Annotated in this window: 20 protein-coding genes and 1 other RNA gene; 9 read left to right on the top strand and 12 right to left on the bottom strand. The window is 42.5% G+C overall.

The genetic code is table 11. The features are described 5' to 3' along the window. Positions 1-26: 26 nt before the first annotated feature. Together AZI86_RS05315 and AZI86_RS05310 are read left to right on the top strand one after the other, a co-directional pair. Positions 27-824: an SDR family oxidoreductase gene (locus AZI86_RS05315; RefSeq protein ID WP_061834030.1), complete on the top strand. Its 798-nt coding sequence runs from the start codon at positions 27-29 to the stop codon at positions 822-824. A gap of 51 nt (positions 825-875) precedes the next feature. Beyond that, positions 876-1,253: a VOC family protein gene (locus tag AZI86_RS05310; RefSeq protein ID WP_061834029.1), complete on the top strand. Its 378-nt coding sequence runs from the start codon at positions 876-878 to the stop codon at positions 1,251-1,253. Between the two features lie 39 nt (positions 1,254-1,292). On the opposite strand, the gene AZI86_RS05305 is transcribed toward AZI86_RS05310, so the two are convergent. After that, positions 1,293-1,988, bottom strand: a complete 696-nt coding sequence (locus tag AZI86_RS05305; protein WP_061834028.1) for a cytochrome b/b6 domain-containing protein — start codon at positions 1,986-1,988, stop codon at positions 1,293-1,295. A gap of 90 nt (positions 1,989-2,078) precedes the next feature. Here AZI86_RS05305 and AZI86_RS05300 point away from each other — a divergent pair, with 90 nt between their 5' ends. Both AZI86_RS05300 and AZI86_RS05295 read left to right on the top strand, forming a co-directional pair. Beyond that, positions 2,079-2,336 (top strand): PepSY domain-containing protein, encoded by a 258-nt coding sequence (locus AZI86_RS05300; protein WP_061834027.1) that lies wholly within the window; start codon positions 2,079-2,081, stop codon positions 2,334-2,336. A 3-nt stretch (positions 2,337-2,339) separates the two neighbouring features. Next, a complete protein-coding gene (locus tag AZI86_RS05295) occupies positions 2,340-3,041 on the top strand; it encodes a VIT1/CCC1 transporter family protein (RefSeq protein WP_061834026.1) in 702 nt (233 codons plus the stop codon). 104 nt (positions 3,042-3,145) lie between these two features. Here the strand turns inward: AZI86_RS05295 and AZI86_RS05290 are convergent, their stop codons facing one another. Continuing rightward, a complete protein-coding gene (locus tag AZI86_RS05290) occupies positions 3,146-3,802 on the bottom strand; it encodes a TetR/AcrR family transcriptional regulator (protein WP_172797997.1) in 657 nt (218 codons plus the stop codon). Between the two features lie 104 nt (positions 3,803-3,906). Here AZI86_RS05290 and AZI86_RS05285 point away from each other — a divergent pair, with 104 nt between their 5' ends. Continuing rightward, positions 3,907-4,656: an SDR family oxidoreductase gene (locus tag AZI86_RS05285; RefSeq protein ID WP_061834024.1), complete on the top strand. Its 750-nt coding sequence runs from the start codon at positions 3,907-3,909 to the stop codon at positions 4,654-4,656. A 51-nt stretch (positions 4,657-4,707) separates the two neighbouring features. Here the strand turns inward: AZI86_RS05285 and AZI86_RS05280 are convergent, their stop codons facing one another. The 6 genes from AZI86_RS05280 to AZI86_RS05255 all read right to left on the bottom strand — a co-directional run bounded on the left by AZI86_RS05280 (position 4,708) and on the right by AZI86_RS05255 (position 8,985). After that, positions 4,708-5,658 (bottom strand): hypothetical protein, encoded by a 951-nt coding sequence (locus AZI86_RS05280; RefSeq protein WP_061834023.1) that lies wholly within the window; start codon positions 5,656-5,658, stop codon positions 4,708-4,710. A 402-nt stretch (positions 5,659-6,060) separates the two neighbouring features. Continuing rightward, positions 6,061-6,486, bottom strand: coding sequence for an HIT family protein (locus AZI86_RS05275; protein WP_061834022.1), 426 nt, complete (start codon positions 6,484-6,486; stop codon positions 6,061-6,063). Between the two features lie 151 nt (positions 6,487-6,637). After that, entirely contained in the window at positions 6,638-6,868 is a 231-nt protein-coding gene (locus tag AZI86_RS19365) for a hypothetical protein (RefSeq protein ID WP_061834021.1), read from the bottom strand. Then, a complete protein-coding gene (locus tag AZI86_RS19495; protein WP_061834020.1) occupies positions 6,826-7,008 on the bottom strand; it encodes a hypothetical protein in 183 nt (60 codons plus the stop codon). The genes AZI86_RS19365 and AZI86_RS19495 overlap by 43 nt, the downstream gene beginning before the upstream one ends. A gap of 281 nt (positions 7,009-7,289) precedes the next feature. Further along, positions 7,290-7,859 carry a hypothetical protein gene (locus tag AZI86_RS05260; RefSeq protein ID WP_061834019.1) on the bottom strand — a complete coding sequence of 190 codons (570 nt, stop codon included), beginning with the start codon at positions 7,857-7,859 and terminating at the stop codon, positions 7,290-7,292. Next, the gene (locus AZI86_RS05255) at positions 7,852-8,985 is read right to left on the bottom strand and encodes a helix-turn-helix domain-containing protein (protein ID WP_061834018.1); all 1,134 of its coding nucleotides are present in this window, start codon (positions 8,983-8,985) and stop codon (positions 7,852-7,854) included. Before AZI86_RS05255 ends, AZI86_RS05260 begins: the two co-directional genes overlap by 8 nt. A gap of 301 nt (positions 8,986-9,286) precedes the next feature. Between AZI86_RS05255 and AZI86_RS05250 the strand changes: the two genes are divergently transcribed. From AZI86_RS05250 to AZI86_RS05235, 4 genes are read left to right on the top strand one after another with little or no spacing between them, the layout of a single operon-like run. Then, positions 9,287-9,472, top strand: a complete 186-nt coding sequence (locus AZI86_RS05250) for a hypothetical protein (RefSeq protein WP_061834017.1) — start codon at positions 9,287-9,289, stop codon at positions 9,470-9,472. After that, positions 9,472-12,417, top strand: coding sequence for an SNF2-related protein (locus AZI86_RS05245; RefSeq protein ID WP_061834016.1), 2,946 nt, complete (start codon positions 9,472-9,474; stop codon positions 12,415-12,417). Before AZI86_RS05250 ends, AZI86_RS05245 begins: the two co-directional genes overlap by 1 nt. 9 nt (positions 12,418-12,426) lie before the next feature. After that, complete coding sequence (locus AZI86_RS05240) at positions 12,427-14,106, top strand: site-specific DNA-methyltransferase (protein WP_061834015.1); 1,680 nt, start codon at positions 12,427-12,429, stop codon at positions 14,104-14,106. 30 nt (positions 14,107-14,136) lie between these two features. Continuing rightward, a complete protein-coding gene (locus AZI86_RS05235; protein ID WP_061834014.1) occupies positions 14,137-16,869 on the top strand; it encodes a DEAD/DEAH box helicase in 2,733 nt (910 codons plus the stop codon). On the opposite strand, the gene AZI86_RS05230 is transcribed toward AZI86_RS05235, so the two are convergent. The 4 genes from AZI86_RS05230 to AZI86_RS05215 all read right to left on the bottom strand — a co-directional run bounded on the left by AZI86_RS05230 (position 16,866) and on the right by AZI86_RS05215 (position 21,648). Then, positions 16,866-18,329: a DUF2779 domain-containing protein gene (locus AZI86_RS05230; protein WP_061834013.1), complete on the bottom strand. Its 1,464-nt coding sequence runs from the start codon at positions 18,327-18,329 to the stop codon at positions 16,866-16,868. The two genes, AZI86_RS05235 and AZI86_RS05230, sit on opposite strands and share 4 nt — an antisense overlap. A 126-nt stretch (positions 18,330-18,455) precedes the next feature. Then, complete coding sequence (locus AZI86_RS19490) at positions 18,456-18,719, bottom strand: helix-turn-helix domain-containing protein (RefSeq protein WP_157684633.1); 264 nt, start codon at positions 18,717-18,719, stop codon at positions 18,456-18,458. Between the two features lie 273 nt (positions 18,720-18,992). Further along, positions 18,993-19,338, bottom strand: a transfer-messenger RNA (tmRNA) gene (gene ssrA / locus AZI86_RS05220). Between the two features lie 429 nt (positions 19,339-19,767). Beyond that, complete coding sequence (locus AZI86_RS05215) at positions 19,768-21,648, bottom strand: carbohydrate binding domain-containing protein (RefSeq protein WP_061834011.1); 1,881 nt, start codon at positions 21,646-21,648, stop codon at positions 19,768-19,770. Positions 21,649-21,890 lie beyond the last annotated feature (242 nt).

The following is a 21,890-nucleotide window of genomic DNA, read 5'->3' as shown; positions in this document are numbered from 1 at the left end:
TTAAAGAACATCCACTAGGAGGAATAATGAGCTACCCATACGAAGTGAGCCCGTCCGAGTTTAAAGGCAAAAGAGTTTTAGTGACAGGAGGCACCTCGGGTGTCGGCCTTGCCACCGTCAAACGTTTCGCCTTAGCCGGAGCCAAGGTTTTAACCACTGCGCGAGAAACAACAGATCAGCTGCCTGAAGGGGTCATTTTCGTAAAATCAGATCTTGCCACGGTGGAAGGAACCAAACTTATTGCGGAACAGGTGCTTTCACAATTAGGCGGCATTGATATCATCGCTCATGTCGTGGGGGGCTCAAGTTCCCCGGCCGGTGGGTTTAGTGCGTTGTCTGATGAAGACTGGCAAAAATCTTTGAATCTAAATTTGTTTCCGGCAGTTCGTTTAAATCGATTGCTTGTACCGGAAATGTTAAAGCAAGGCCGCGGCTCGATTGTTCACGTTGTCAGTATTCAAAGAAGTCTTCCCTTATACGAATCCACTATTCCTTATGCGGCCGCCAAAGCAGCGCTCGCAAATTACAGTAAAAGCTTATCTAAAGAAATTAGTCCTAAAGGGGTGCGCGTGAATAGCGTTTCTCCGGGTTGGGTTGAAACGGATGCCTCGATTGAATTTCTTGGCGAAATTTCAAGAAAGAACAACATCACGGTGGAACAAGCTCGGCAAAGTGTGATGGACGCCTTAGGCGGAATTCCCATTGGACGACCGGCAAAACCTGAAGAAGTGGCGGAACTGATCGCGTTTCTTTCGTCGGATAAAGCGGCATCTATCAACGGAGCTGAATACGTCATAGATGGCGGCACAGTACCCGTGGTTTAAACGCAAAATAAATATTTTTAATATCAAACGATATTCTATACGGAGGTTTCCATGATCGATCATTTAATGTTGATGGTTAAAGACAAAAAAACGAGCCAGTCTTTTTATGAAAAATTACTTACAGCTTTAGGGCATTCCCTTATTCACGAGGGAGGTCCCTATGCAGGGTTTGGACGTGCGGGCCATGTTCCTTTTTGGTTGAAGCAAGCGGAGGGTGGGAACATCAGCACCCGGGTTCATGTGGCTTTATCCGCAGCTTCTAGATCCCAGGTTCGTAAATTTTATGAAACAGCTTTAAGCCTGGGGGCTAAGTCCAACGGTGAGCCTGGGTTAAGACCTGAGCATGGGGACAGTTACTATGCTGCCTTTATCTATGACCTTGATGGGCATAATATCGAAGCCGTGTGTTACGCGAAGGAAGAAACGTAAACGCAGACGACGATTTTTATCGCACCTGAAGCGCCAAGTCTATTCAGGTGCGCCACTCCCCTCACCTAAAGTTAAGGTCCTTCCAAAAAAATCAAGAGTTCCTTTATTTGAATCAAAATTCGAGATCAAGTAACTAGCCACGACAATCATGAAAACCACAAGAAAGGTGGCTGCGATTCCTCTGCTGTTGGGTATGGAGCTCACTTCAGAGCTTAAATCTTTTTTACCATCCAGCATGCTAAGAGCTATTGAGTCTCTATGCTGAAATGAGTGAATTGCAACGCCGATGACATGCATAACGACAACGATAAGAAAAGAATTTGCCATGAGCTCATGTATGTCCTCAATCTCTTCCTTAAGGCCGGATCCCATAAGATAGCCTGTCAAAGCTAAGCCAAATGCTAAAATTAGCATAACAATCGTGGACCAACTGGAAGCAGGGTTATGGCCCGGCCATCGCTTTTTTGAATTAGTAAATACCCCCAGGGTGTATTGAACTAAATCTTTCGGATTAAGACTAAAATCAATAAAGCGTGCGTGCTCTGATCCAAAAAATCCCCAAAAAATTCGCCAAATAACCAGAAATCCAAGCAAAAGACCAGACAGCATATGGAATGCAAAGACTATGGACTCATCGTCCACATTTTTTGCAATTATGAATGAAGATAAAAATAAAAAGACAAAGCTCCAGTGAAAAATTCTGGTGGGGAGGTCATATACCATTTTTGTTCTCATTGCCGGAGCTCCTGTTGTAAGCAATAATACGAGAGATCTGCTGTTCGTTTAATTTACAATTGGGTCATAGTTATAAAAAGGAGTTTCTTCATGAAAGCGATTATTTTGATGGCTTTATTTTCTGGGGTTTCCATTTCAGCTTTTGCAAAAAAAAATTGTACCGACGCACCAAAGGAAAAGTGGATGCAAGAGGCGTATTTTAAAAAAAAGGTTGAGGCTGAAGGTTACAAAATATCGAAATTTAAACAGCCGGGTTCGTGCTACGAAATCTATGGAACCGACAAAGATGGTAAAAAGGTTGAAATCTATTTTAATCCAGTTGATGGCTCCATTGTGAAGCAAAAGTAATTGATGAAATCAAATCAGATGCCGCCAGAATCCCACCGCTCAGAACGCATTGGATGGCTTCGTGCGGCTGTGCTTGGGGCTAACGACGGAATTGTGTCAACCGCTAGTCTTATTGTGGGAGTTGCTGCTGCTAACTCTTCAACTAAGAGCATTCTTCTTACAGGTGTAGCCGGTCTTGTCGCAGGAGCAATGTCTATGGCGGCAGGAGAATATGTATCAGTTAGTTCTCAGGCAGATACCGAAAATGCGGACTTAGAACGAGAAAAATCAGAGCTCGAATCAAACGTTGATTTTGAGCGTGACGAACTTGCGCAAATTTATGTTGGGCGGGGCCTTGAGCCCAGACTTGCTTCTCAAGTTGCTGAGCAGTTAATGGCGCATGATGCGCTCGGAGCACATGCAAGGGACGAGCTGGGAATAAATGAAGTCTTAAGCGCTCGCCCCGTCCTGGCAGCGTTGTCTTCCGCAAGTGCCTTTTCAGTGGGCGCTGTTCTTCCGTTAATAATGGTTATTATTTCTCCCCCAGAAAATCTTATTTTTACCGTTTCGTTAGCTTCTTTAGTTTTCTTGGTCACGCTGGGTGCTGTGGCTGCTCATGCTGGTGGTGCTAATATCTGGAGAGGAGCCTGGAGAGTGGGTTTCTGGGGGGCTCTCGCTATGGCTCTTACCGCGATCGTCGGCAGTTTGTTTGGTATAGCTGTTTGATTTTGGGTTTCGTCTTTCGGCCGTTGGCTTTTGAATTTTTAGAAAAATAAAAGGCCGTCCGCTTATAAGTGCTGATGGCCAAATTAAAATCTAAAGTCTTATGGCTATTTTTTTGACTTAACCTTAGCTCCCAGAGCCGGCAACACGATTCCGTCCAAAAGTTCTTCGTAAGCTTCTTTGTTGAAGTGCCTTAGCTGCAGTGTTGTCATGTAAGCGGTCATGGCCGAAATCACGCGGCAGGCTTCATTGATATTTGCGGTTTTCGAAATCTCTCCGCGCTCTTGAGCTCTTTTGAAAAGCTGGGCATTCGCTTTTTCCCAACCTCCAAAAATTTGCGCAGAAATATCTTCAGATATTTTTCGATATTCGGCGAAGAAAGATCCAAGTCCCGACAAGACTTTCAACTTACGCTCGCTTTGTTGCGCTGATTTCGGCTTAACCACAGTCAGTAGGTCTTCCCGCAATGATCCGGTATCAGGCAAAGATGTCAAATTCACGGATTGAGAATTCATTGAGACTAAGGCATCGCGCACAAGTTCGGTTTTTGAAGACCATCTGCGGTACATCGTGGCCTTGCCGGTTTTTGCTTTTTCCGCCACAAGGTCCATGGTCATGCGGTCATAGCCGACCTCCGCCAGGGCAGAGAGGGCGGCATCCATTATGACGGCGTCCAAAGAATCATCTCTTTTTCGGCCTACAACGGCCTTGGTCGGACCTGTCGTCTCATTTTTTTTGGTAGCTAACTTATTGATTTTGCTCATATCTGCCATCCATTTGGGAACTCATTAGTTTCGGAACTTGATAGTTTCGAAACTATGTAGTTTAATAATCTCATATCACGGACAAACTTTAAAGGAGTTATCACATGAAAACCGTTTTAATCACTGGATGCTCATCTGGCTTTGGACACGAAACCGCAAAATTCTTTCTTGAAAAGGGCTGGAAAGTCATCGCGACCATGCGAAGTCCTAAAGAAGGCATTTTACCAAAACACGAAAACCTTCGCGTCATAGCCCTTGATGTAACAAATGAAGACAGCATCCGCCAGGCGATCGCTGAAGCCGGGCCGATTGATGCGTTAGTAAATAACGCCGGCATCGGACTTTTAAATGCCTTAGAGGGCGTGAGTGTCGCGGCCATTCGCGAAGTTTTCGAGACCAACACCATCGGCACTATCGCCATGACCCAAGCCGTATTGCCGCAGTTCCGCGCAAAAAAATCCGGCGTGGTTGTCAACGTCACTTCGACGGTGACCCTTGTTCCGCTTCCTTTGCTAGCAGTCTATACCGCAAGTAAATCAGCGGTGAATGCATTCACTGAATCGGTGGCGTTAGAGCTTGAGCCGTTCGGGGTGCGTATGCGCATTGTTCTTCCGGGGCTTGCACCCACGACGAAGTTCAGTGAAAACGCATTCGCAAAAATGGCGCCTGTCCCAGATGCTTACAAACCGACGTTCGATAATGTGCTTGCTGGTTTTCAAAATCCAGGCCCAGTGACACACGCACGGGACGTGGCAGAGGCGATTTTTGTGGCGGTCACTGAACCCACAAGCCCGATGAAAATCCCCGCGGGAGCTGACGCGGTGATGTGGGCTGAAAAAGTGGGGATGAAGTAGTGATTGTTTCGGGTGGAGGCGAGTCGCGAGTTATCGAGACTCCCTCCATCTTTAAATAACGGATCTCACTGTTTTAGCTCCGGCCTTTTTTAGAGCTTTGGTGTGTATGGACAACAACTCATGCCCAAATTTATTTAAGGATGCCGGGGGCTGTCCCGGTTTTAGTTCCGATATAATTTTAAAAGCTGCAAAACAATGCGGCAACTGGCGATCATTCTTAGACTCAGACTTTAACTTCTGAATGAATTTTTTTGGCGTCTTCGTAACAGCCAATTCAGTTAATTTTGCTCTGTACTCAAGATCTGTCTGTTGAAGTTTTGGAAAAGATTTGTAATCTGCGAAATGTTGCGCTTCATGCGCTAGGTAGTGTGCCTGAAACTCAGGTGATCCGACTTTATAGGCTTGCTTTATGCAGTATAAAGCATTTTTCTTTGCCCATCCACCGACATAATATCTTCCTAGGGTCGCATAGTGCATCCAACTAAGCTCGACAAAATCATCCATAAAAACGACTTCGATCTTTTGTTTTTTCTCAGGGAGGGAAACGGTATATATTTTCGAATACTGTTTTTTCCAAACAAGCAGCGAACGAAACGGCGTAACTGAGCCAAATAAAGAATAATAACCACGTTTTCTGATTTCTTCTGATAATTTCTTTTCTATTTTGTCTGAAGAATATTTAGCGGTCTGCTTTTGATCACTATCAGCTAGAATTATGCGTAAACTGCTATAGAGGGATGTACTAAGCTGTTCGCTTCGTCCAGGTTGAAGCAGCACTTTTCTATAGTAATCGCGATAGGTGGCTATCACCGTGCTCACGAATGGATCTTTACATTTAATCCTTAGCTGTTCATTTTGCTCAACGAACCTCGACATCACTTTTTTTCGAAGTGAGATTACTTTTTTTGAATCAGATCTGCTCTCTTTAGAAATGGCCTTGATTGCAGACTTTAGGTCCGCCTGCAAACAGTGGGAGTAGTAATCTTTGTCGGGTGTTCCCACGATCTATCCTTTGCTTATTCTTACGGTGGTTTTTATCTACGAGCCCGGTATAATGGCAAGAATTAAAGTTTCGATCGCGAGTTATCGAAACTTCCTCCAGAGCACCTTATGACTATGTTATCGGATTTCTATCCCCATCTAAATAGGGTGATCTGCCAAATCTTTCAGGATAAAGCGCCATTGCCGACTTATGAAATCGGAAGCCCAGCTTGTGATAGAAAGGTTCATTGCCAAACGTGGATGTTAACTGAATGCAGGTATTGGGAGCACTTTTAATAAGAGCCCTGCATTATCTGACGACCAAGGCCCTTATTTTGAAACTCAGGATCGCGAACTCTGGGCTGCGTTTCATATCGGTTTTGTTAAAGACCGACATTCAGCTCTATGACTTGGATTCATAACTTATTCCTTAATGAATTTTTTAACTTTGTTGGCTATCTCATCTAGCCGTTTTCTTGGGTACTCATCTGGATCTGAGTGCGAAAAACCCGTTCTTTGGCCGTCGCCTTTAAATCTGGGCGCTATATGGAGGTGGGAGTGCATAACGTCTTGTCCAGCAACCACGCCGTCGGAAAGAAATAGATTTGCACCTTCGCAGCGAAGGTCCGATTTTTCAATAGCTTTAAGTATTTTGTGGCCGATCTGAAAAAGATGACCCGCAGTTTGGGCATCCAATTGAGTGAATCGTTCTTTATGGCTTTTAGGAATAACTAAAACATGGCCTTCTGTGATTGGATGAATATCAAGAAACGCTAGGCAAACGTCATCCTCGTAAACTTTGCTACTAGGTAGTTCACCATTGATAACTTTGCAAAAAACGCAGCTCATTTTATGATTCTCTATGCTTATGTATTATTGACCACAGTATTTTTATTTTTACCTAAAATAAAAAATGTTTTGAATCAGAGACTTCCCGGTATCCAATATTCTGATAAATCTTATTGGAGGTGGGATTTGAGAGGTCAGTATAAAGAACACACTAGGAAGCTTTTTTAAGAAGCTCCGGAAGTTTGCTGAGATTCAAAACCTGAATCTCAATAACTCGCCCAGCTTTATCCTCACAAAAAATAAAGCCATCCTTTTTATAGGATTTGTGTTCAATGCCCTTGGCGATTTTGATAGCGGCAAAGTCGTTTTCTTTATCAATAAAGATTTTAGGAAACGATTCTACTTTTTTTGAAATTTTACCATGACCGGTATTACGACCCATAGATCCTGTCCCTTTTTCTCGATAATGACAGCGGCGACGTTGTTGTCCTTACGTCCTTTTAGCTTTTTAACTAAAAGGAACTTGGGACCTTGAGCGATGACCTCCTCAGGAGAAAGAATCAGAAGCTCTAGCTCCTCCATCGAAATCTTGCGATTCACGACTCTTTCAACTGCATGAGGGGTCAAAACCTACTTTTTAATATTCAACTTCACGTGCTGAACCCCAATTCAGAACTTATGTTTTTCGGACTCGTTTTACTTCCTTGCGGAAACAAAATGGTGGAGGACACGGTCGATCCGCTAACTCCATGAAACTACATACATAGTTAAATCATATCCAGAATGGAGTCCAGAGTTTGCCCTCTGTGAATGGGTAACTGCGATTAAGATGCGGTAAATCAAAAGAAGACACTCGCAAGAAATTAAACTGGAGGAGGTGGGTCTTCATTGAATAGGGCTTTGTAATCAGCAGCGCAGTTTTTAGGCTTATCTGGCAAGTAACACCAATATTGATACATGGATCGTATTTTAGGGAGTGCGATTACTCCTCCAGCTAAGAGCACGCTCAAAAACTTCAAACTCTTCCAAACTTCTATCTCATATTCGTCTGCCAACTGGATCATATCATCATCATCAGTGATGACGGGTATCTTGAGAACATGCGCTGTAGCGAGTGCACGGACATCAACTGGAGAAGCCGTTAATTCCAATTCCTTTGCTGTTTCCCCAATAAAGATTCGAGCATTCTCTATTGCCCCTTTTTCAAATGAGTTTGGCTTCAACTTAAATGCGCGGTTAACCTTAAAATCATTTTGCGTGACCCAAGAGTGCTTATTTTGAAGCCTTGGTTGCTTTGAGTATTCAGACTCGAACTCTTCGATAATATAAAGTGTCCATTCATCAACAGTAAAAGATTGCCCTAATAGGGGATGAATATCTCTCGCCAAACGAACGTAGCTGTTTGTATCAACAAGAACTCTTTTTTCAGCCATTTTTAACAAGACACCGAAACAATTCCTGAGCATCTTCAATGGAAATATCCAAAAGATTTGCCACAAACTTAGGTGAATCCTCTGACGCTTTTAGATACTCGCTCAGACAGCTAAAAAATGGTGTCTTGAATGCCTCACTAGCAACTTTACAATATTGCTCGACCGAGGGCTTTTCCACATTCAGCAATATTTCGCTAATGAGTTTGTATGATTTATTGAAATTTGTAGTGAATCCATAAATCTGCTTTTCTAGCTCCAAAGATGGAAGGTCATTTGCCTTCGCGAATTCTTCGATCTGAAGATAAATCGTAATTGGTGACACTAGATATTCAGTTGCGAACTTACCAATTATCTTTAAGCGGTCAGCATTCCCTACTTTGGAAAGTTCTTTATAGGCAGCTTCGGCACTTTCTCTCGGAAACAGAAGGGCACCTGCAAAGTTATCAGCAAACTCTTCACCTTCCTCACCAAGTAACTGAGGAGCCTTCGCATGTCCTAGCTCATGTGCTAACCAAAATTTGAAATCGAATACTTTTGTATCTAAATTTATAAATATCCATGTCGTAGATGATTCAGGTAAATAGAGATGAGTTGCATTTTTATAATGCTTTGTCCCCCATAGAACTGGAATAAGAACTGCATGAAGTTCATTGAAGAACCTAATCAAATCAGGAAAATCTATGACGTGGGTCTTAGGGTTGATAATCTGACGGACAGAACTTGCCGCCTTCTGGATATATTCATAGTCAAGCTTGGGATCTTTAAGCGTAGTTGGGCTACTTAATGTATCGAACGGTAAGAATTGGACGAGCTTATTCAGTAATCTACCAACGTAATAAAACTTCTCCATATGCTCAGGAGTAATTTTATAATTCCCGCTCTTTCTAAATGCGACTACGGGAGATTGAGCCTGTGACTCCAATATCAATTCTTCATATTTCAAGCTGAGCAATTCGCCCAACTGTAATAAGTGGCGCGGACGAGGAAACTTCTCTGGCTTGAGCCAAGAGGAAATTGTCGCTTTAGAAACTTGAAGTTTATCGGCTAAGTCAGTTTGAGATAACCCTTTATGGATCATCCTCTCTGACACTGCCTTGGTATTTAGCTTTTTTTCCAACATATCCATATTACCTTAACTGGTTGCCTTTGTACACTTTTATTCACTTTTGTCAACTATTGACCTCTTCGGCATTATAAAAGGAATCTTTAATAAACGTCTATCCTATTGAAATTACGTAAGTATATTGCCATTTTCATCGTCGCTCACTTTCAACGCATCCTTTTGAGACATACCCCGTAATACTTCACTCATGTTAGGCCGCAAACCGAAGTCCAGTCCAGTCCAGTATATGCATTGCTTCATTGCATTATTAAGATCAAGCAATAGATGCATTGAATCTATCAAGCAACTACACTGAAGACACATCATGAAGATAATTAAAAAAGAAGACACTAAACACTACCGCACGGTCACACTTCGCATTGAAGAGAAGATCATGGCCGAGATGGACAAAACTGCAGAGAAAAATGGCCTCTCCAGGCAATCCCTTATTTCTGCGATACTGAAGCAAGTTCTTGATGATCCCAAATTTGTATTGAGGGTGGACGAATAATGATCACCCCTTACCACGCAAAACTTTTTGCATACGAGTTAACTTCAAAACCTGGCGCAGATGTTCCTGACAGAATCGCGCGCGCTTTGCATGACGCTAAAGTGGACCTCAACCCCCACCAAGTAAACGCCGCTCTCTTCGCTCTAAAGAATCCGCTATCTCAAGGGGTAATTCTTGCTGATGAAGTTGGACTAGGAAAAACCATTGAGGCTGGATTACTAATTTCACAGTATTGGGCCGAAGGAAAGAGATCCATTCTAATTATCGCTCCGAAGTCCTTAAGGCACCAATGGAAGGATGAGCTTGATCGCCTGTTCTTTCTTAAATCCGATGTTCTCAATAGTGCCATTTACCGAAAGATAAAGAAATCTGGAGAAAACGATCCATTTGATCGCAATGAAAAGATCATCATAACAAACGAACACTTCGTTGATGCCTACTCAACTCAGATAAAACTCTACAAGTGGGACCTAGTTATTATCGACGAGGCTCACAAGCTTAGAAATGTATGGAAAAAATCTCGCACGCAGGCAAAGCGTGCAAAGAGTGTTCGGGATGCAGTTCGTGGATTCAATAAAGCCCTTTTGACTGCTACTCCAATGCAAAACAACCTCATGGAGCTATACGGCTTAGTTAGCTTCATTGACGATTACATTCTTGGAACTCCAGAAAGCTTCGCCGCCACCTTTTGCAATGTTCCAGAAGAGCAGCGCGAAGAGCGGCTAATCGAGCTTCGTCATCGAATGAGTCGCTTCTTTAATCGTGAACTTCGCCAGAATGTGAAGGACTACGTTCCATACACAAATCGAAACCCAATGACATTCACTTATGAGCCGTCGGTAGATGAAGAAAAGCTTAGAATTGGATTTGAAGACTTTCTAAGAAGACCGATTATTCACTCTATTCCTACTTCAGCGTTGCCTTTGCTAAAGCTGATCTATCTTAAATTGCTGGCTAGTTCTACTTTTGCTCTCAAGAATAGCCTGCTCAATCTGTACTGCCGCTTAATGTGGCTAAGTGTAAATCTCAATAATCGAGAGTTATACGAAAAGCTTTACTCAGACATTAAAATCAAACTAACAAACAGCGATGGCACGCGAGCGGACGAGTTGGAGAGGTTTGAAAAGAGACTGTTTAAGGGCGTGATCTCCAAAACATTCGATGCACTTAGAGAGCGCGCCGAAGCTGCCCTTGCAGAGTTCGAGCTAACAGACGAAGAGTCCGAAATATCAGCAACCTACGAGGAAACCGATTCCGAAGATGACGATCAGGACACGCAAGAAGAAGTTCTCCATCCTACTGATGAAATTGAAGAAGAAGCAAAACTGATTTTGTCATTCATCACGACATCTAGAGAAATCTCAGAAAACAAAAAAGCAGATTCTCTTATCGAGGCTCTCAATCAACAATTTGCAAAAGCGAAAAGCGAAGGTTGGCCCGAAAAGGCCGTAATTTTCACTGAGTTCAGAACTACTCAAAATTATGTGCTAAAGGCTCTTGAGAGAATGGGTCTGAACTTAAAATCAGATGTCGTCATTTTTAATGGCGATTCTGGAGATACAGAAGAGAGAAAGTCTCTGGTGTCTGAATTCAAACAGAATAAAAAAATCTTTCTTACAACCGAAGCAGGATCAGAGGGATTAAATCTCCAATTTTGCAATCTAATCATCAACTATGACCTTCCTTGGAACCCACAGCGCATAGAGCAAAGGATTGGACGCTGCCACAGATATGGTCAGCCGCTCGATGTAATAGTCGTAAACTTTGTTAACAAGAAGAACGGTGCAGATGTCCGAGTGCTTGAGCTTCTTCAAGAGAAATTCAACTTATTCAAAGGTGCCTTTGGTGCTAGTGACGAAGTACTAGGACAAATTGAATCTGGTCATGATTTTGAAAAGGAAATTCTGAAAATCTATTTGGCTTGTAGAACACCTGAAGAGATCAAGAGCGCATTTAATGATCTATCTGAAAAACTAAAGTCTAAGATTGATAAATCAATGACTGACGCAAAAAAGTTGCTCTTGGAAAACTTCGATGAAGAGGTTCAGGCGAAGCTAAAATTCAGAGAAGAGCAGACCAAAAAGACCGTTGATGAGTTTAGCAGAAAGTTTAATACAATCGTGGAATTTGGTTTTGATGGCCTTGGAATAGAAGCCAAGGACGGAGTCTTTGAAGTCACGTCCCCAAATGGCCAGATCACAGAAGGGCGCTATTCCACAGATTTATCCTCGGAAGCTACTCCGATTCTAACGAACAATTCCTTGGGAGAGCTTTTCTTAGCAAAGGCAAAGTCTTCGTCTACTCCGCCACAAATTCTAGAGTTTGATCTTTCCAATTATGAAAACACCATTTCCTTACTAGAATCACTGTCCGGCGAATCCGGCATACTTGCAGCATATCACGCCAAGCTCTCTGCATTTCGAGACGAGGACTGCATTCTTCTTGCAGGGGCCACCCAAGAAGGCAAATCCATTTCAGCAGAGGTCATTTCAAAGCTTTTTAGGCTAAACGCCCGTCCGACTACCGGACAGCTTTCTGAAGTGAATTTGAAAAAGGTTGAGGCCAACATTAAGTCCGAACTTGAGGCGTTAAATTTGAAATTGGCTGAAAAAAACAAAGTCGTATTCCACGAAGAAATCGACAGGCTAGATGCCTGGGCTGAGGACATCAAATTAAGTCTAGAAATTGAGATTAAGCAGTTGGACCAGGAGATTAAGACCTTGAAGACTGCCTCAAAAAAAATGAGTAACTTAGAGGAAACGGTTCAGGCCAAAAGACACATCAAAAATCTCGAAGCCAAGCGCAATGAAAAGCGAAAGGAACTTTTCTCTTCTCAAGATCGTATTGATCAGGAGAAGGAGTCAGTTCTAAACCGTATTGAACAAAACATGAATATTAAAACAGAACTAACTGAGATTTTCACCATCGGATGGAAAGTCGTTTAGGGAGAAGGAATGACGAAACAAAGATTAGAATTAGACTGGGTAGGAAAAGATGAAAAATTCATACTTGAACCTAGAATCTTGATTGAAAAGGAAACACTTTCGGTAGGCGCCAAAACCACTCAAAATCTCTTAATACATGGTGATAACCTTTTGGGTCTTAAGGCTTTGGAAAATGATTTCAGTGGCAAAATTCAATGCGTATATATTGATCCCCCGTTTAACACTCAGCAGGCTTTCGAGCATTACGATGATGGCTTAGAACACTCGCTCTGGCTATCAATGATGAAAGCGCGCCTTGAAATAATTCACAAACTCATTTGTGCCTCAGGCAGTCTCTTTATTCATATTGATGACAACGAACTTGGCTATCTGATTGCGCTCGCTGACGAAGTTTTCGGGAGAAACAATCGAATATCAATAATTACATTCAAGCAAGGCGCCGCGACTGGACACAAAGCAATCAACAAAGGTGTCGTAAACACTTCAAATTTCATTCTGATATACGCAAAAAACAAATCAGAGTGGAAAAACAAGAAGATTTTTACGGCCAGAGATCGTGACTCTCGATATGACCAGTTCATCCTCAATCGTGATCAACCAATAGGTAAGTGGAAAATGATTCCGCTTCGACAAGCGTTCTTGGAGTCACTGGGAATTTCTGCAAAAGAAGCAAAGGGAATTTCTAAAGAGGACTTTGAGAGTCAGATTTCAACATTTGTATTAAATAATCCAGACTCTGTTGTGCAGCTTGCTCGCCCCGATTACAAAAGCGTAGGGGAACAAGTTAGAAAAATGATTGATTTATCGGCTGCAAACCCTACCAAGTTTTACCATCTTCAGCGAGAACAGCATTCAGATATGTATTTTCTCAAGGGCAAGAGGTTGCTGTTTTATTCGCAAAAACTCAAGGAAGTGGATGGCCAACTTGTGGCTGGCGAGCCCCTTACGACAATCTGGGACGATCTATTATCAAACAATCTCCACAATGAAGGAGGAGTAAAACTACCTAAAGGAAAAAAGCCAGAAGCTCTCATTAAGCGCGTTATCGAGATGTCCACCGACAAGGGCGACTATGTTCTAGATAGTTTTGGGGGGAGTGGCACTACTGGTGCGGTAGCTCATAAAATGGATAGAAAGTGGATTATGATCGAGTTGGGTCAGCAATGCGAAGAGCTAATTGTCCCTCGCTTGAGTTCGGTCATAAGTGGAAAGGATGATTCTGGTGTCACATCTGCCTGCAACTGGAAAGGCGGCGGCGGATTCAAGTTTATGACTCTAGCCCCTTCTCTCCTAGAAAAAGACGACCGAGGTAACTGGGTTATTTCAAAGAAATACGACGCAACAATGCTTGCGGCGGCAGTTTGTAAGCATGAGGGGTTTAAGTTCCACCCAGATCAGAAGGTGTATTGGAAACAAGGTTATTCTACAGAAAAGGACTTCATATTCGTCACCACTCAGTTCCTCACGGCAGAACACCTTCAAAGAATTCATGATCAACTAAAGCCTGACGAAACATTACTCATCAGTGCTAAAGCATTTAAGGTTCCCGCGAATAAGTTTGATCGAATTACACTTAAAAAGATTCCGCAGTCCTTACTCACTCGCGGAGTTGAGTTTGGAAGAGATAACTATAGCCTAAATATCAAGGAACCAATCCAAGAAGAAATGGATATGGATGCCGAAATGTAACTAAGTTTAACTGCTGCAAGGATGCGCAACATGGGAAACACAACACGAACTTTGGCTCAACGAATGAGCCTACGAAAACCACAGAAAGAAAGTCTTGAGATACTTGAAAGAGCATTTCAGGTCGTTGATTTCAAATCCAAAGACTCTAAAGAGAAAAAACTCGATGCTCTTTTAACAAATGGTGGATTCGGAAATCTCAAGGAATTTGATCGAGATTTCCCATCGCTTTCATTTGCGATTGCTACTGGGGTTGGAAAAACGCGGCTTATGGGTGCGTTCATCTCCTACTTGTTTATCGAGCACAAGATTCGTGACTTTCTAATCCTCGCGCCCAATTTAACCATTTATAATAAATTGATTGATGATTTCAGAAACACATCCAGCCCTAAATACGTCTTTCGTGGCATTGGTGATTTTGTTCACCATGAACCCAGGATTATTACGGGTGACGACTACGAAAGCGTAAACACTCCTAGAAAGCAGATGTTTAAGCCTGGCCAGCAACAGGCTCTCTTTACAGAAGACTTGGCCATAAATATTTTTAACATCTCTAAGCTAGATAAAGATGTCTCAAAAATTAAATCCATCAATGAGTATCTTGGCGAAGCGTATTTCGATTATCTGAAGAACCTCGAAAATCTCGTTGTTATCATGGACGAATCACATCGTTATCGTGCCGAAAGAGGTATGCAAGTCATAAATGATTTGAATCCGATCCTAGGTCTTGAGCTAACAGCAACACCTGTGGTTTCAAAAGGTGGAAAAGACATCCCTTTCAAAAACATTGCTTACGAATACTCTTTGGCGAAGGCAATTCGTGATGGGTTTGTAAAGGAACCCTACGCAGCGACCAGAAAGAACTTTGATCTGAAGTCGCTTAAAAAAATGGATAAAGACGAGCTTGATCAAATGAAGCTTCAGGATGCTGTCGTGATCCATGAGAAGACAAAAACTAGTCTGGATATTTACTCAAAAAATAATGGCCTCCCAAGGGTTAAGCCATTTATCCTTGTGGTCGCTGAAGATACGAAGCATGCCGAAAAATTATTAGACCTAGTTAAATCTCCGAAGTTCTTTGATGGGCAATATTCTGAAAAGGTAGTGACCATTCACTCCGGCCAAAAAGGAAGTGAAAAGGACGAAGTTGTTCAAGGCTTATTGTCTGTTGAGAAACCAGAGAATCCAGTGGAAATTGTTATCCACGTCAATATCCTCAAAGAAGGATGGGACGTTACAAACCTCTTTACCATTGTTCCACTTCGATCTGCCGCCGCCGTAATTCTAAGAGAGCAAACTTTAGGGCGAGGACTTAGGCTCCCCTATGGACAGCGTACAGGAGATCCTAATGTTGATCGCCTGACCGTAGTAGCGCACGAGTTATTCAAAGAACTAATTGAGGCGGCCACAGATCCTAACTCGATAATAATGAAAGAGTACATAATTGACCCTGACGATCCAGAGTTTAAGCATGGACAGGAAATAGTCACGGTTCCATCACTCGCTGAAGCAGGGTTGCAAAAAGTCCAGGAAGAAATTGAAAAGGCCAAAACTCCCGAAGCTAAAAAAATGGCCGAGGTAAAGTACAACCTTAAAAAAGCTATTATTGATGCCGTTGCAGATGGGACGGCCATCACAGACGTGAAATCACTCAAAGAGTTAACCGAAGCCAAAGTCAAAAAAGAGCTTCAAAAATCAGTTACCGAAACATTGCCTCTCATGGAAATGTTAACCGACGATCGAGATAAGATTGTTGCAGAACTCCTAAAAGACGGTTTGCTGGAAGAAACTCTGCAAGAGATAATTTCTGGAACTATTGAAATACCAAGGATTGTTATTCAGCCGAGTGGTGAAACTAAGACAGGGTTTCATACGTTTAAGCTCGACACTAAGCCATTTCCGAACTGGCAACCTGTCGATGAGGAAATTCTGATTAAGGCCCTTCAATCTGGAGAAACCAGTAGTATTGGAATTATCAAAAATAATGCGAATTCTAGGGATACAAATGTAAATACAATAGTCCGACAACTCATCAATAATGATGAAGTTGATTATGATGAACACAAGGACCTGCTTTATTCTTTAGCGGAAACGGCGATTGAACACATAGAAAAGAGTCACAAAGATCCGAACAAAGTTTCAAACGTAGTTCAGTTTTACGCGAAGGACATCGCGAGCCAAATCTGGTTACAGATGTCAGGAAAATTCTTTGTGAAAGACGCAGGCTACGAAGCCTCTGATGTCCAACCATTCCAACGAATTGAAAAACACAACTTCTCAAAAATTCGCTCGGACAACTTGGTTGATTTCAGGACGACGTTCAAATCAACAGGCGAAATGCGTTTGAAAATTCTGAAGGGTTTTAAGAAATCCTGCCATAGCTACTATAAGTTTGATGTCAAACCAGAGAGAGACTTTGCCGTTATTCTAGAAGACGATAAAAATGTCGAGAAATGGCTAAGGCCGGCGCACAACCAGTTCAAGATTTTCTATAGCAATCAATCCAAAATGTATGAACCCGATTTCGTAGTTCAAACTGAAAAAGTCATCTATATGGTGGAAATCAAAGATAGTGCGGAACTTCAATCAGATGAAGTACAAGATAAAGCACGATCCGCAACCCAATACTGCAATTCGGTGAATGAATACCTCAAAGCTAATGGCGGGCGTACTTGGAAGTATTTGCTGATCCCGCACGATCAGGTGGAGACAAATAAAGATATCAAGTTCTTCCAAAGTTTTGAGTACAAATCAAAAGACAATTAACCGACCTGTTGACGCTTTGGAAATCCGATTTGGGACTGTAATTCCATTAGAATGTGGAACATTGCTAGCGAGTCCATTTTGCAATATTCAAGCAAGGCTCGTTTGATTGCTTCGCGCTCAGTGCTACCTGGGGCTAGTGCGACCATTTTTGAATATTCCAGTACAGCTTGATCGCCTTTTTTTATCGCAAGCTTGTCGTAAGAGAATTCTGGTTTGAAAACTGGAAGGACATTCTTAATCGAACTCGAACCTTCAAATCTGTGATCCCAATACCAGCGTTTAGCAAATGGAATTTCAAGATCCCACATTCGATCAATCAGAATATCCAAGCTGTGTGAAAGTTCGGGAATTTCTTCTGCCAATTCTTTCGTTCTTTCACGCTCATATGTCAGATGATATACGATAATTGATCCGCCATCGTCTTTGATATCTCTGACTAGGTGCTCGGCAAATTTTCTAGATGGGTTCGATGCTTCGTCATGGATGAATTCCTTATGAATAAGATCACCATCTGGTTTGTCTAAAATATGCAAAGAATACTGCGTTGTAAGTTGTTTGTGCGGCCAGTTTCCATTGTATCTGGGTACGGCATAAGCAACTGATTCATAATCTAGAAAATAGAGAGGATACTTGAGCTTTTCCAAATGTCCTTGGATTTCTCTAAGAGCAATCTGAACGTCATTTTCACGGTGAGCTTTTGCTTCAACAGCCTGGTTGGCTGTAAGTTTGAACTCAGTGGGAATTTCGGAGATTCGCTCAATACTCTTTTCTAAAAGCTCTCCTCGTTTTGAGTCGCTGATTCTGCCGAGCGTATGGATGCTATCTGGCCCCACGTGACTCCAACAATAGGTGGTAAACTCGCATGGATATGGATTATTGCATCTAGAGCCTATGTCTTCTAATGGTGTTGACGACAAGTTTAGGGTTGCTTGAATTGCCGGCAAAAAACCTTCGATTTCTGCTAAATTGGCAGCGATAAGTCCATCAAGAGGCTTGATTACGAATAGCGAATTCATATCAAGGGAATTTTCAAAGGAATATTCACGATTCAGGTGCATCAAATTACAACTTCGTAGTTTAATTCCGCAATTCGTTAGAACCCACTTTTGTATGGCAACGTCGTCATAGTGCGCTTTTGGCTCGACATCATTTGTCGATTTAACTTCAATTAAATCCCAGGTACCATCAAAGTTGTTCTTCAAGATGTCCACCCTGACTAAAACATTCTCAAACTGAAATCCACCCTCGAAGATCGCTTCTGGATGTGACTTCATAGCTTGCTGAGTTGTCTGAATCGCTAGTTCACCTTGCGTGTGATCAGCGTCAATCATAATGCCATTTGGAAACATCTTGATAGCCAAGGCACCGACTTCTTTTCCTTGGTCGAACAAGTTTTTCTGAAAATCAGAAGGCAGATCAGCCACTTCTTTTTGATGGCGATATAGCCAAATTGCTTTCATGCACTTTCGTGCTTTGCAATATTGGGATTTGGAAAGCCTAAATACTTTTGACATCGAATATATATCGGCTCAATCGACTTTGGGCTTGATGGTATTTATGGCAAATTGTGCGCGAGAGTGTCTCTGCTAACCATATCCTGGGACTCCTAGTTTTGGGAGTAAATCCTGAATTACCATTTGGTCTGTCTGATCTTCTTCAAAATCCTTACACAGTTGCTTAAAATACTTTTCGGTTATATTCCCGTAGATATTCAGAAATCTAAGCAGGCGTTCACCCGTAGGGACATTTTCCCTGCCGTTCTCAATTTGGCTAATATAGCTATCTGAGTATCCTAGAAGCTGTCCTGCTTTCCTCATTGAAAGGCCATTGCGCTCTCGCAATCGCTTCATTACGCGAGCCTCTACGCTCATTACGACTCGATCTGTTCGCCCCATTCAAAAACCTCCACTCAAAACGCTACATGCTTAGTAAGCACTTAGTATGTCCAGACATGAGCCAGAACTGTGTCCAGCTTTGGATTATTTATTTGAGTGAAAACCGAGTATCAGAAAGTAAATAGATTGCCCACAACTTACTGATTTCTCCTCTGAAAATGAGAGAAAAGTAAACCGAGTGAATCTTGGTTAAAACTCACTCAGTTCGATTTTATCTTTACCGACAAATGGTGGAGGCGGGGGGAATTGAACCCCCGTCCGCAAGTGATCCGCGATAAGGCGCTACATACTTAGTCGATATTTTAATATGATGATGGGACCTCTATCGACAAAGTTCCCATCAAACATTCCCCCAGTGGATTTAAGCGAGCCTGCTGGAGAAAACCCAGCTCACCGAGGTCACTAAATGACAATCAATCTAAGAGCGCAACCACCTCAAAGTTGATCGTGCGGCTAATTAAGCTGCAAGTGCGTAATCGTTGCCAATTACAAAATGCACGTTTTTAAAGAGGTCCTCATGCGCCCCTGTATGCTCCTTATGTTTCAGCACCCACGTCGAAGCCAGTACGCCCCCATGTAGAACAAAAAACATTCTTTTCACCTTACCACACTTTTCAGCGGCAAAATGAAAATCGTTTATCCTTCCTTTTGAAGTCCTCACATTCAATGATTAAATTTTCCATGACGCAGTACTTTGGTCTTGCTTGCATTACTTAGCCTTAACGAGATCCTGACTTAAGCAAGGGACAATTTGCGCCAAATGGTCCAGATATCCACCATTTATGTGTGTATTCCACAGACTTATCCACATCGGGTCGGAAAAATCGGGGCAAAAATGTCACCAAAATTTAAGATTCTTAAATTTACCCGAAATATTTTCGGCTTAGAATTTTGCTTAATTGATTAGCAAAAGGGGGTGAATGAAGGGGTGAGTTGAACGCAAAAAAGATGTCGAAACTCAAAAAAAGCTCCGACATCCTCGCATTTGTAAAAGTCCCAAAAACTATTGCGCGGTTAAAGAGAAATCATCTAAGTGCAAGTAAGCTGAACCCGCATTCTTATAACCCCACACAACAGCAGAGCTAAATGAACTAGGCGCGGTAAAGATGACTTCGTATTTTTGATAAGTCGTTCCGGTGACAAGAACAGTGTAGGAAGCCCCGGCGATATCTTTGCCAGAAGCATCTCTAAACTTCACTCCGGCCCAGGCGTATTCACTGGAAGCGGCACTTAATTTTCCGTACACCGAAAGCTTATATGTTTTGCCAGCAACCAGGCCGCTCAATACTTGCGCGCGACCACCCGCCGCCGTTCCGATTCTTAAACCATAAGAGCCGGCAGAGGCATTAGCAACGACACTTGAATTGCCCCAATCTTCACCCCAAGAAGTCAGCGAAGATTCAAAGCTTGGATTTAAAACTAAATTAGGCGCTGGTTGAGAGGCGGCCGGTGCACTTGTTTGAATCACGTAAACTGAAGTCGCCGGAACGCTGATTGAAAGTGTGGCCGATGATGAAGACACATTCGATGAAGAACTGAGTGCGGGTGCGGTGTCCGTCGATTTACCAGTGAGTTTATAAAGTGTTCCTGAAAAGGCCGATGTTTTACCTTGGATATTTAGGGCCACAGTTTGGGCAGAGCTTGCTCTGTTTACCAGGATCACATTTACCATGTTCGTCGCCGAATCTAATTGGCTGAAAACTCTTAAAGTCGTTGTAGAACCAGAGTTATAGACCGCGCGGTTCCCGACGAATTTTGAAACTAACGCTAGGGCCGTGCCGGAAGCGTTTAATTTATTAGTTGAAGAAAAAGTATCTGAAGCTTGCGGGGTTTTAGCAGAGAAATTATTAATCCAACGGCTGGCCCAAAGTTCCACATAATCAAGGCGAGAGTATTTTAAAGCTTCTAAAAGAATCTCCACCGTCATCAGTGCCGAGCCTAAATTATTAGGATCGTTGGAAGAGAAATTCATGCTGCTTGTTTCGGTCATCGAAAGACGAAGATGTGAAGTGTTCACCACCGATTGTGCGCGGCTCAGGGCGTTTTCAACACTTTTAATGCTGGCGCCATAATCAAGTGTGCCCCAAGAATTTTTATTAGCTTGATAGTTTGCAAAGTTAGAACCGTATTGTTGATAAGAATGCACCACCAAGAAATCAAGAGCTTGGGCCGCATAAATATTTAAAGTCGGATGTTTATAAGTCAAAAGTGAATAGAACCATTCCGTCGTTTCGCCATTAGCACCTAGTTTAATACTTGGATCAATGGCTTTTAAAGCTTGCGACCATTCGATGACGTCTTTAGCGTATTCGCTGACGCTCATTTGATAAACGTCGGTGTAATTGGAATTAAAAATATAGGTTTCGTTACCGATTTCCCATTGGCCTACTTTATAGCCTTTGTCTTTAGCGTACTTCACCCAAGCTTTGGCCATCTCTAAAGCTTTTGCTTTATCGGTACATGGATAACAAAGAACGACGTTAGGAATGGCTTTTGCCGCATTAGCGACCGCCATGAATTGGTCAAAGTTTAAACCCTTAGAGTAAACGCCTGCCGAATTTGCAAGCGAGCTATTTGCCGGATACCAGCTGGTATTGGCCACACGGTGAGTGGACGGGCGTGGCGCAGAAATATAAGCAGGGTCGGTAAAGTAATAGTTATCGGCCGTTTCACCTTCAGGAAAGCGCAGGCGCTTTGAGCCGGTTGATTGAACCGCGGTAGTTAACGAGCTTTGCGAAAGTGTTCCGTCATTCATTTGGTTTAAAACCATGCCGACGGGGTTGGCATTTATCTCGGTGATCGTGGTGTTTGAATTTACGGAAACATTGATTTGTGCATAAGCGATGTTTGCCAAGAACAGGCTGGCCGCCAAAAACTTCACCATTCCCGAATCCCCTTAGTGTGATGTTTGGACCCATCTATTCGGTCGAATATAAGTATGACTAAAGATTCCGGATCATATTGAGGCGCAGTTGTAATGTAAAAAATCTCAAGTGAAAGATATTGGAATTCGAAGGGTTTGTTTTCATTTTGCAAACAGTCGTTTAGAGACAGCTGAAGAGGTATTCATCTAAGGCATAACAATGTGCCAAGAATACCTTTTGGTTACGATAAAGGCAGTGCTAT

Origin of the sequence: Bdellovibrio bacteriovorus (assembly GCF_001592735.1) — a bacterium.
GTDB classification, from domain to species: Bacteria; Bdellovibrionota; Bdellovibrionia; order Bdellovibrionales; family Bdellovibrionaceae; genus Bdellovibrio; species Bdellovibrio bacteriovorus_D.
The sequence above is the reverse complement of the archived record's forward strand: the minus strand, read 5'-3'. Positions and strand labels throughout refer to the sequence as shown.